The sequence below is a fragment of the Aeromonas tecta genome, assembly GCF_000820185.1.
Classification (GTDB): domain Bacteria; phylum Pseudomonadota; class Gammaproteobacteria; order Enterobacterales; family Aeromonadaceae; genus Aeromonas; species Aeromonas tecta.
Genome location: NZ_CDCA01000023.1, coordinates 99,343 through 109,987, shown reverse-complemented (window position 1 = coordinate 109,987; position 10,645 = coordinate 99,343). Strand labels below are relative to the sequence as shown.

Sequence of the window (10,645 nt, the reverse complement as noted above, 5' to 3'; positions counted from 1 at the left end):
ATCAAAAATTAATTTTGATGCTCGATGCTGTGAGTGCCCACACAGATTGCTTGATTCAAATTGTTAAAGAGCGTCACGCTTATCGCGTTGAGGAGGCGCATATTACGCTTCTCACTTCGAAAGTCAAGCGCTTGTTTTCGCTTTTCTTTCGGCGCCCGCTTCACTGTGAAGCTAGCTCATCAACGCGGCGTGTTGTGCCGTGCTGGTAGGGGCGCATTATAGGGAGCGGCGCCGGGATGACAAGGGCTTTTTGTGAAAAAGATCTCGTTTGCTGGAGAAGTAACCTGAAGAGGATAAAACGCGTTCTTTTACCCTCTTTTAAGCCGATTTTTTGCTCAACGTCTCGCTCTGGGCCTGGATATAGTTGACCCAGCTGGTTGCCCGCTGCTGCCAGTTGCCTTCTCGCTGCAGTTCGAGGGCAAGCGCCAACGCCTGTGCATACTGCTGCTTATTAAGGTGTGCCTGTACCAGCAGCGCCTTGGCTCTGTTGCCCTGCTCCCCCTTGGACGACTTGATAACCGCAAGCTGGCTCATGGCCGCATCCGTCTTGCCTTGCTGCAGCAACAGCTCTGCTGCGCGCATGCCCGCCTTGGGATGTGCGTACTGTTTGGCGAGCAGTTGCCAGCTGTCGATGGCTTTGGGCCATTCCCGGGCACCTTCCCACAATTGAGCCAGCAACTGCTGATTCTCGGCACTCTGCTTCATTTGTCCCTTGGCCATCGCCGCCTCCAACAGGCGGGCGCCACGATAGGGCAGCCCCTGCCAGGCATACAGACGGATCAGCTGACCGCGCGCGGCCACGTCATCCATCAACTGGCGGTCGATAGCTGTCTGCAACAGTGCCAGCGCCTGATCACCCTGTTTGGCAGAAAGGTTCAGAGACACCGCTTGCTGCCACCACTTGCTCTCTTTTGGCTCGTGGCGAACAAGCTCCTGCGCCTGATCGGCCGCCACGGCGTAACGCTGCAGGGCGGTCAGGGCAGAGAGACGAATGATCGCCGCCTGCTTGTTCCAACCTTTCTTCAGTAGTTGCTCGCTCTGACTGGCCGCTTCACCATATTGCTTGTTGTGGTAATAGAGACCCGCCAATCGTAACCGCAGCGCATCATCCGCTTTCAACGCCAGCGCCGCCTTGTAGCTGGCAATGGCGCCAGACCAGTTGGATTGCTGGGCCTGGATGTCACCACGCAGGCGCAGCAACTGGAGTTGCTGCTGCTCCGGCCACTCTTTATAAGCCAACGCTTGCTCCACGTAGCGGCTCGCCTGGGTGGTTTGCTGCAAGTTAGCCGCCAAGGAGGCCTGCAATTGGGCCAGCCATGCTTTCTCGGCGTCGGATGCAGGCTTGAGCCCGCTCGCCTTGTGCTGAGCTTGTTGCCACTGGCCGGACTGGTAGAGCTTCATCACGGGTTCCAACTGGCGGGAGAAATTCGGGCTCACCTCCATGGCCAGGCAGGCTTGGCTGACCAGTGCCAGCAGGCAGATCCAGATCCGCAGCATGGTTATGACTCCAATTTGAATTTGAGATTGACGGTTTGTACCAGCTTGTCGGTGGCACCGGGCCGTGGCTGGTAACGCCACTTGCTGACCGCTTGAATGGCCGCGCGCTCAAACTGACGCTTCGGCTTGGCCTCTATGACCTCCACATTCCCGACTCGCCCCTCGCTGTCGATGGTGAAGCGAATGGTCACCGACCCTTCGATACCCGCCTGCTGGGCACGATAGGGATAAACCGGCTCGACCCGCTGCAGCGGTATCAGCATGTCACCGACACCGACCCCCATGCCTTCCGCCTGGCCATGGAAGTTGCCACTCGCCACCGGTGCTGTACTGGTGGCGACACCCGGGGCGTAAACCTGCACCGCGCTCAGGCTGGAGACCAGATCCAGGCTCGGCTGTACCGAGGGCAAGGGGGCAGCCGCAGGCATGGGCATGGGCGCAGAAGCCAGCGCCGCCGGAGGCTCAGGCAGGGGTTCGGGTTCTTGCGGTACCGGGCGCTCACGCACCTGAACGTCATTCACCTCGGTCTGCATATTGATGACGATGGCTTTCTGCTCCGCCGAGTTTTTCTCTCCCTTGGGAGGCTCCACCAGCGTGGCCATAAACAGCAGAATTGCCAGACTGAGGGCAACCCCCAGCCCCAGGCTCATCAGCTTGTACTTCATTTGGGTGCTACCGCCACGGCGATATTGGCTATCCCGGCGGCCTTGGCCGCATCCATCACCCGCACCACCCGACCATGGGGCACCCGTTCGTCCGCCTGGATCACCAGACTGGCATCAGGTTGTTCCGCCAGCAGTCGGGACAGGCTGGCCTGCACTCGCTCCACATCGACTTGCTTGCGATCGAGGAAGATCTGTCCCTGGGCGCCGATGGCCAGCATGATGCTGGAGGATTTCTGGGGCTTGGCCTCGCTGGCCTGGGGTCTGTGAACCTCGAGCCCGGCTTCACGCACGAAGGAAGTGGTCACGATGAAGAAGATCAGCATGATGAACACGATATCCAGCATGGGGGTCATATCGATCTGCACTTCATCACGCTGGCGTTTGGATTGCCGTCTCATTGCATTACCTTCTCTTCTCGCAAGCCGTCACGAGTCCTGGCCAGCGCACGCTTGGCCCGACTCTCGAGCCGGCTGAGTAACAAAACGCCGGACAGCGCCACCACCATGCCAGCCATGGTGGGGATGGTGGCGCGGGAGATCCCGCCCGCCATACTTTCCGGGTTAAAGCGGTTGGCGGCAGCCAACGCATCGAATACGCCTATCATGCCGGTCACTGTGCCAAGCAGACCCAGCATGGGGCAGAGCACCACCAGGGTGCGGATGAAGATCAGATGGCGATTGAGCTCGAGTTCTGCCTCGGCCAACCAGCGGCCACGGATGGCCTTGGCATGCCAGCTGTGATGCTCGGCGCGGGCCTGCCAGCGGTCGAACAACTGGCGCTGCAACGGGCTGAAACCCAGATGGAGGTAGAGCAGGCGCTCGATCATCAGGATCCACATCAGCACCAGCAGGGCCAAGATGACCCAGAGCACCGGGCCGCCACGGCCCATGAAGCTCTGCAACTGTTGCCAGATGTCGAGCATCATGCCACCCGCTCCATCCCGTTTCCGTTGCTCTCGGCCCGTTCGGCCAGAATGCCGACGACTTGCTGCTCCAGCACATTGGAGAGCTCGGTGAAACGAGACTGCAGCAGGCTGTGAGCCAGAATAAGCGGAATTGCAGCCACCAGCCCCTGCACTGTGGTGATCAACGCCATGGAGATGCCACCCGCCATGATCTTGGGATCGCCGGTACCGAATTGGGTGATGGCCTGGAAGGTACCTATCATCCCGGTCACGGTGCCTAGCAGACCCAGCATGGGAGCAATGGCGGCGATGACCTTGACCATGCCGATACCGCGTTCAAGCCTGGGAGTTTCTTGCAGTATTGCCTCATCCAGCCTCAGTTCGAGCGTCTCCATGCTCAGCTCGGGATGTTGTTCAGCCACCGTCAACACCCGACCGAGGGCGTTGTCGGTATGGTATTCACCACTCTTGAGTTGACGACGCACTCGGGTCAGTTCACGGGACAGGGTCCACAACCGCACCCCGGCAATACCCAGACCGATGGCGGCCAGCAACACTATGATGGCGCCAACCTGGCCACCTTGCTGGACTTGCTGCCAGAAGGTAGGAGCCTGAGCCAGCATCTCGAGCAGCACGCCGTGGGAAGGATCCAGCGGCAACGCCTCACCCTCCTTGCCCTGATAAGCGGTCAACTCGGAGTGCAGGGCACCAGGCAGACCCAGTACCGGGCTCAGCCCATTGGCGCTCGATTGCAGGAAGCCGGCATCACCAAACAACGCGAAGCTGCCGACACGCGTCAGCGATTGTTCACTGGCCACGCCCTGAGCATCACGTACCTTGCCGGTGAACTGGGTGATACGACCCGACTCGCGGATCTCTTGCATCAGGGTGGCGGGCAGCAGGGCGAGGGCCGCGCGATCCGGTACCTGCTTGTCCTGCGCCATCGCGGTCAGTCCAGCCAATCGATCCGGATGCTGACCCTGAACCGCAGACTCTGCCAACAACTTGACCGCATCGCTCGCACCCTGGCGGGTCACGGCGAAGATCTCGTTCATGTCGCCGGAGGCTTGCTCCCACTGACCCTTGAGTTCAACCAACTGCTTTTCATTGTTAGCAAACTCGCTGGCCAGCTGCTTGCTCAGACTCTGGGCCGCGGCCAGCTTGGCGCGAGCACTGCTTAACTCGGCGGAAACGGACGCCAGATCCTGCTGGGCTGTCTGTTCACGGGCCAGCTCTTGTGCCTGCCAGTCTTCATTGGCGACGGCCAGCGGAGAGCCAAGGGAGAGGGCGACGATAAGGGGGAACCACTTCATGGCTGCTCTCATGATTGGGCCTCCTGGCTACGGGCGACAGACAGGGGCACATGCAACAGTTGCGGGACTTTCTTGTCGGCCGCCATGTCCAGCGCATCGGCGATAGGCGACAACCATTCGCTGTCGAGCGCCAGCCATTGCTTGCTCTCGGCAGACCAGCGCCAAGCCTGGCTGCGATCGGCTGTCATGGCCAGCAGAGAGACGCGGCCCAGGGCCAGCACATCGACCCGACGCTCTGCCCCATCCAGCGCCAGCTGAGCAGGATAGGCATCCATCCGGCTGCCATATTCGGCCTCGATCTGGTAAGCCTGCAGCAATTGGCGGAATTTCTCCGCCTCGCTCACATCGGCCCGCGCCATGGTCAGCTTGAGCTGCTCAATCCGCGCCAGACGATCCTCTCTGCGCAAGGGAATATCGTCCTGCACCAGCTGTTCCAAGTCGGCCTGCATCTGCAACATCAAGGGGATCAGGCCCTGGCGAGTTTGCTCTACCGCCTCCAGCTGGCTGGTCAGCAGACCCAGCTCATTTTGCTGATCGGCCACCAGTGATTGCATGTAGCGATTGTAGGCTTCCAGATCGCGCAATTGCAGCTGCGCATTCTGCAGCTCCGTTCTGGCGGAGACAGCCGCATCGGCCGCTTTTTCCACACGTTGCTGGGAAACTTTCCCGGCAGCTATGCTGTTCTTTAGTGCAGGCGCAACCAGCTCGTCGGCATTGGCGACGAAGTGGGCGGCCAATGGCAACAAGGCCAGACCCCAGAGCTTTTTCATGGTACATAATCTTAACAATGATAACTATTCTCATTGTCTCAAAGAGTGGTGTCAGTGGCAATCAGATGATTCTCTTGGCCTGCGGCCGAAAAAACAGGATAATTTTTAAACAAGCACGGGAGTTACTGGCGTTGGTAGTAACAACACCACATTAAATAACTAAAAAATATCTTTTCGATCAGGATGATAAGAGGTCGGAAAAGGAGAGTGACATGTTCAACGATGCGATCTGGGAACACATAGATCGGTTCACCAAGGCCAAGAAGACGAGCGAGATCCAGCAACAACTGGAGCGTTTCAGTCATCAAATGGGTTTTGATTACTTCCGCTTGCTCATTATTTTCCCCATCAGCATGCAGAAATCCCATGTGGCATTGTTTAACAACTGCCCGACCAGCTGGTTTGATGCCTATACGGAGCGGCACTACCTGACCCAGGACCCAGTAGTCTTTCTAGGACTGAAGCAGACCCAACCCATCTTCTGGAACAAACTCGACTGTGATTCCCCCTGGTTGCCCAGTGCCAGCCGGGAAGTGATGAACCTGGCCGCCGACTTCGGGGTCAGGAACGGCGTCTCCTTCCCGCTGCACACTCCGCAGGGAGAACACGGCATCCTCTCCTTCATCAGCAAGGAAAAGTCCAATTCCGACCTGATGTTTGAAAACGTTCCCTTGCTGTCATTTTGCGCCAGCTACATCTTCAACTCGGCGCTGCAACTGATAAAGAGCAGACCGGATCTGATGAAGTACCTGGCCGAGCTATCGGATCGGGAGAAGGAATGCCTGTTCTGGGCCAGCGAGGGAAAAACCTCTTGGGAGATAGCAACCATCCTCGGGATCAGCGAGCGTACGGTGAACTTTCACCTCAATCAGGTCACCAACAAGACGGATTCAAAGAACCGCAACCAGGCGATCGCCAAGAGCATCTCCAGCGGTATCATTGTGCCCTCACTCAACGATGTGACTATCACCAACCTGCGCCTTTCCTAGGCTCGAAAAGTTGACGAAAAAGAGCCGCGGATCGCGGCTCTTTTTTTATGATGAAGACATCGGTCCCATCACCGGGATGCCACTCATGCCGGCTCGTACGAGCTAGCTTGTGCCCTCCAGTTGTACCAGTGCGGCATCGAAGTCGAAGTGATCAACCCGCTGCGCGACCCGGGCCAGGCGCTCCGCCAACTCGGGAGAAAGGGCGAGGGCTCGCAGCTCAACCAATACCTCGACAGCTTCGCTGTCACTCTCGGCCAGCAGGCGGCCAAGCCTCATCAACCTGGGTTGCAGCTCGGCTTCTGGCAATTGCACAGGTATAGGTTGTGGCGACCCCTTATCTACCAGTTGAGCCAGGGTGGTTAGCATAGGTGCCAGCGCCTGCTCCACCTCGACCAGCGCTACCTGGATAGCGTCACTGCTGGCATTGTTCTGACTTAGTCGCTCCAATGCCGCAGCGGCCTGTGCGACGCCGAATGCCCCTATATTGCCCGCCGTTCCCTTGAGACTGTGGGCGAGCCGGGTCGCCGCCATAGGATCCGGATCGACAAGGGCGAGCTCGAACTGTTTGGTGAAGTACTGATTGGCGCCATGAAACTTGCGCAGCAACCTGTGATAGAGGTCGGTGTGCCCCTGACAAGTCGCCAGCCCTGCAGCCTGATCGATACCCTCAAGCTCGGCGGGCATCTCGGAGCCTGAGGTTGCAACGTCAGCCACAGCCTCCACCGCTGGGCGGGCCCGCGGCTTGATCCACCTTGCCAGAGTCGCAAACATAACGGCCACATTGAGGGGTTTGGCGATGTGATCGTTCATGCCACAGGCCAACGCCTGCTCCCTGTCCCCAGCCATGGCATTGGCCGTCATGGCGATCACCGGCAACGCCGCGAAACGTGGCTGCTGGCGGATCAGCTGGGTCGCGGTGTAGCCGTCCATCACCGGCATCTGGCAATCCATCAATACGCCGTCGAAGTCGGCGTCACGCTCCAACAAGTCGAGCGCCTGCTGACCATCAAACGCCTGATGCAACTCTATACCCACCCCCTGCAACAGCTCGTTCACCAGCTCACGGTTCAGCTCGTTGTCCTCCACCAGCAGCAGGCGAGCACCACGCAGGCTGGCCGTGGTGCTGGCGCTCTGCTCGCTGCGTTCAGCCAGGCGGGTATCAAGCTGAGGCGTCCTACCGAGCGCCCCCCCCAACGCCTCCAGCAAGGTGGATGGTGTCACCGGCTTGGTCAGCACCATGGGCAACACGACACCGTGCAACTCTGCCTGCTCACGCACCTCCTCACGGCCGAAGGCTGTGACCATGATCACCGACGGTGTGCGGGCCAGGTTGGCCCCATGTATCTGCCGCACCGTCTCAACTCCGTCCATGCCCGGCATGCGCCAGTCCATCAATACCAGGTCATAGGGCAAGTGCTTGTGCTCGGCTTCCACCAGCATTGCCAGGGCCATGCGACCACCGTCGGCCACGTCCACCTCGACCCCAAAGCTGCTGGCCATGCCAGATAGGATCTCGCGGGCGCTGGCATTGTCGTCGACCACCAGCGCCCGCACACCGCGCAGCTCGTCCTGGGTGAACATGCGCCGTGGCAACAGCTCGTCCTGGCGTCCAAGGATGGCCGTAAAATGGAAGGTGGAGCCCTGCCCAGGCACGCTTTCTACCCAGATGCGCCCCCCCATCAACTCGATCAGGCGTTTGGAGATGGAGAGACCCAATCCGGTGCCACCGTATTTGCGGGTGATGGAGCTGTCACCCTGACTAAAGGACCGGAATATCCCTTCGCATTGTTCGATGCTCATGCCAATACCGGTATCACGCACCCAGAAGTGCAGCTCCAATCCAGCGCCATCATCGCCGAGCAACTCGGCACCTACTACTATCTCGCCGCGCTCGGTGAACTTCACGGCATTATTGCCCAGGTTGATCAGTACCTGCCCCAGCCGCAGCGGATCCCCCACCAGTGCGGTAGGCAGATCGATGGCGGGGTTGAACAACAGTTCAAGACCCTTGTCTTCGGCACGCAGGCCAATCATGTTGGCAAAATTGTCCAGCACATCCTCCAAATGGAAGGGGATCTGCTCCAGATCCATCTTGCCGGCCTCGATCTTCGAGAAATCGAGAATGTCATTGATGATGCCGAGCAGGTTCTCCGCCGAGCGATGCACCTTTTCGATGTAGTTGCGCTGGCGACGATCCAGCTCTGTACCCAACGCCAGATGGCTCATGCCGATGATGGCGTTCATCGGGGTACGGATCTCGTGGCTCATATTGGCGAGGAAGGCGCTCTTGGCCTGGGTCGCCTCCTCCGCGACCGCGCGTGCCTCGGTCAGCGCCGTGACGTCGATATTGACCCCGGTTGCCCGCAGCGGCGTTCCTTCCGGGGTGCGAGTAAAACGACACAGGGACTTGAAGGTGCGCACCGCACCATCCCGTTGACGCAGGATACGAAAATCGATCTCGAGTCGGTCATCGCCGTTTGCGATCGCCATTTCGAAGGCGTCGCCGGCAGGCGTCGCATCATCGGGGTGCAGCAGCGCCTTCCAGTGATCCAGCGTGCCGCCGAAGCCACCCGGCTCCAGCCCGAACATATTTTCCAGCTGGGGTGTCCAGTAGCCATGGCCGGTCACGAGATCCATGTCGAACAGACCTATGCCGCCAGCCTCCTGCGCCAGCGTCAGGCGCTCACTGGCCGTGCGCAACCTGGCCCCCAACGCCCGGCGCTCACTGACATCCCGCACCGAGGCACAGACACAGGTGCCACGCCCGGCCAGAGTGGGCAGGTGGGACAAGCCGATCTCCACGGAGAACAGGCCGCCATCCTTGCGCACCCCTTGCAGATCTTCGATGCTCGCCCCCATCTGGCGAGTGCTGCCGTGAGTGATGAAGTCATCACGCCGCGCCACATGGGCGCCACGGCCGCTCTCCGGTACCAGACACTCGATGGATTGACCGATCAGCTCGCCGCTGGCATAGCCGAACAGCTTGTCCAGCTGCGGATTGGTGAGCAGGATGCGGCCATCGGCACCGATCACCAGCATGCCGTCTGGCGCCGCCTCTATAATGCCGCGATACCATGCCTCGGTGGCCCGCAACGCAGATTGCTGCACCTCCAGTTCTACCGCCTGACGCTCCAGTTGCAGGGTTTGTGCCCCCATCTCGTCGGCCTGGCGCCGGGTCTCCTGTAACAGAGTCAGGGCGGCCTCGCTGCGTTCCATGATGGCCATGGCACCAGCCAGCCTGGGCAACACCTCCTGCAATAAGAGAGCCTCAGTCTCCCCAAGGGGATGGAAACCGGCCAACTCCATTACACCGAGCAGTCGATCGCCACGCATCACGGGTTGCACCAGCAGGTGGCTGGCCGGAGCCCCCCCCAACTGGGAACGCACATGCCAGAATGACTCGGCCAACCCCTCCAGCTGACGCGGCCGACGATCGATCGCGCACTGACCGAGCAGCCCCTCACCGAGAGCAACCGTCACTGCCAGCGGATGCGCGGGATCATTGGCATAACCCCCCAACAGTTGCAGGCTGCTTGAGCCTTGATGCAGGCTGTAGAGCCCCCCCTGGCAGATGCCAAGTGATGGGGCCATGTGAGCAAAGAAGACTTGCGCCAACTCCTGCGGAGTCTCTGCCTGCTGCAGATCGACCTGCAGCAAAGAGACATGGGACTTGACCTTGCGCTGCAGCTCGAGCTGGCGTGCCTCGAGCTGCAAGGTGGCGATGGCCCGCGCCAAGTCGCCAGTCTCGTTGGACATATCGACATGGGGTATGGGTTGATCCAGCTGCCCGGCCGCCAGCAGGTCCACCGCATGGCGCACTCGATCGAGCGGATTGTTGATCGATTTGCTGACCAACCAGGCCAGCATCAGCGCCAGCGCCAGGCCTCCCAGCAGCAGGATGGAGGTGAGCACGCTGCTGCGCTTGGCATAATCGCTGATTTGCATGACCAGATCCCGCAGAGCCTCCTGTTTGATCTTTGCAATCTGCGTCAGCATGCTGTCGGCGCGAAAATCCAGCTGCTCGAACTCATCGCCGTTGAGCAGCGCCTGCGCCTGATCCTGATGGCCCTGAGCAGCCAGTTGCAAGGCTCTGTCGCCGAGCTGTTGGTGACGTTCGAGCTGTAGTTTGAGTTCGGAGGCATTGATCAGGTTTTCGGTACGCCAGAGTGTCGGCTGGGTCAGAGCCAGCTCCTCGCGCAGGCGCAACTGGGCGTCATGCAGCTGCTTGATGGCCTCGCGCCTGATGTCTTCATCATCGGTACCGACGGCCTTGTGGAGCGCCTGTACGATATGCGGCAACTGTACCCGCGCCTCCTGTAGGTGGAGGGCCCCTACCAGATCCTTGCTGTAGAGATGATCCAGATCCCGGGTCAGTTTGGTCTGGACACGCAGGCTCTGCACCCCAAGTGCCAGCGCAAGCACCAGCAACACGGCAAACCCCAGTATCAGCTTGTGTCGCAGCGCGAGCCGCTCAAGCAGGGCAAGCACTCTCATCATGGGCTCCTTG

Annotated in this window: 9 protein-coding genes; 2 read left to right on the top strand and 7 right to left on the bottom strand. The window is 60.0% G+C overall.

Translation table 11 applies throughout. From position 1 onward, the window contains the following. On the top strand, nt 1–209 hold a 209-nt coding region (locus tag BN1137_RS22850; RefSeq protein ID WP_232306912.1), incomplete at its 5' end, for a hypothetical protein. 109 nt (nt 210–318) lie between these two features. Here the strand turns inward: BN1137_RS22850 and BN1137_RS08920 are convergent. Genes BN1137_RS08920 through BN1137_RS08895 form a run of 6 tightly spaced genes read right to left on the bottom strand, consistent with a single transcriptional unit; the run spans nt 319 to nt 5,149 of the window. Beyond that, on the bottom strand, nt 319–1,497 hold the full coding sequence (locus BN1137_RS08920) for a tetratricopeptide repeat protein (RefSeq protein WP_050718259.1): 1,179 nt from the start codon (nt 1,495–1,497) through the stop codon (nt 319–321). A 2-nt stretch (nt 1,498–1,499) separates the two neighbouring features. Next, complete coding sequence (locus tag BN1137_RS08915; RefSeq protein ID WP_050718258.1) at nt 1,500–2,162, bottom strand: energy transducer TonB; 663 nt, start codon at nt 2,160–2,162, stop codon at nt 1,500–1,502. Further along, nucleotides 2,159–2,560, bottom strand: coding sequence for an ExbD/TolR family protein (locus BN1137_RS08910; protein ID WP_050718257.1), 402 nt, complete (start codon nt 2,558–2,560; stop codon nt 2,159–2,161). The genes BN1137_RS08915 and BN1137_RS08910 overlap by 4 nt, the downstream gene beginning before the upstream one ends. Next, nucleotides 2,557–3,087, bottom strand: coding sequence for a MotA/TolQ/ExbB proton channel family protein (locus tag BN1137_RS08905; protein ID WP_050718256.1), 531 nt, complete (start codon nt 3,085–3,087; stop codon nt 2,557–2,559). Before BN1137_RS08905 ends, BN1137_RS08910 begins: the two co-directional genes overlap by 4 nt. After that, nucleotides 3,084–4,391, bottom strand: coding sequence for a MotA/TolQ/ExbB proton channel family protein (locus tag BN1137_RS08900; RefSeq protein ID WP_050718255.1), 1,308 nt, complete (start codon nt 4,389–4,391; stop codon nt 3,084–3,086). Before BN1137_RS08900 ends, BN1137_RS08905 begins: the two co-directional genes overlap by 4 nt. Beyond that, nucleotides 4,388–5,149 carry a DUF3450 domain-containing protein gene (locus BN1137_RS08895; RefSeq protein ID WP_050718254.1) on the bottom strand — a complete coding sequence of 254 codons (762 nt, stop codon included), beginning with the start codon at nt 5,147–5,149 and terminating at the stop codon, nt 4,388–4,390. The genes BN1137_RS08900 and BN1137_RS08895 overlap by 4 nt, the downstream gene beginning before the upstream one ends. A 212-nt stretch (nt 5,150–5,361) precedes the next feature. Between BN1137_RS08895 and BN1137_RS08890 the strand changes: the two genes are divergently transcribed. Continuing rightward, entirely contained in the window at nt 5,362–6,138 is a 777-nt protein-coding gene (locus tag BN1137_RS08890; protein WP_050718253.1) for a LuxR family transcriptional regulator, read from the top strand. Between the two features lie 102 nt (nt 6,139–6,240). Here BN1137_RS08890 and BN1137_RS08885 read toward each other — a convergent pair whose 3' ends face one another. After that, complete coding sequence (locus BN1137_RS08885) at nt 6,241–10,632, bottom strand: response regulator (RefSeq protein ID WP_198150616.1); 4,392 nt, start codon at nt 10,630–10,632, stop codon at nt 6,241–6,243. Nucleotides 10,633–10,645: the final 13 nt, after the last annotated feature.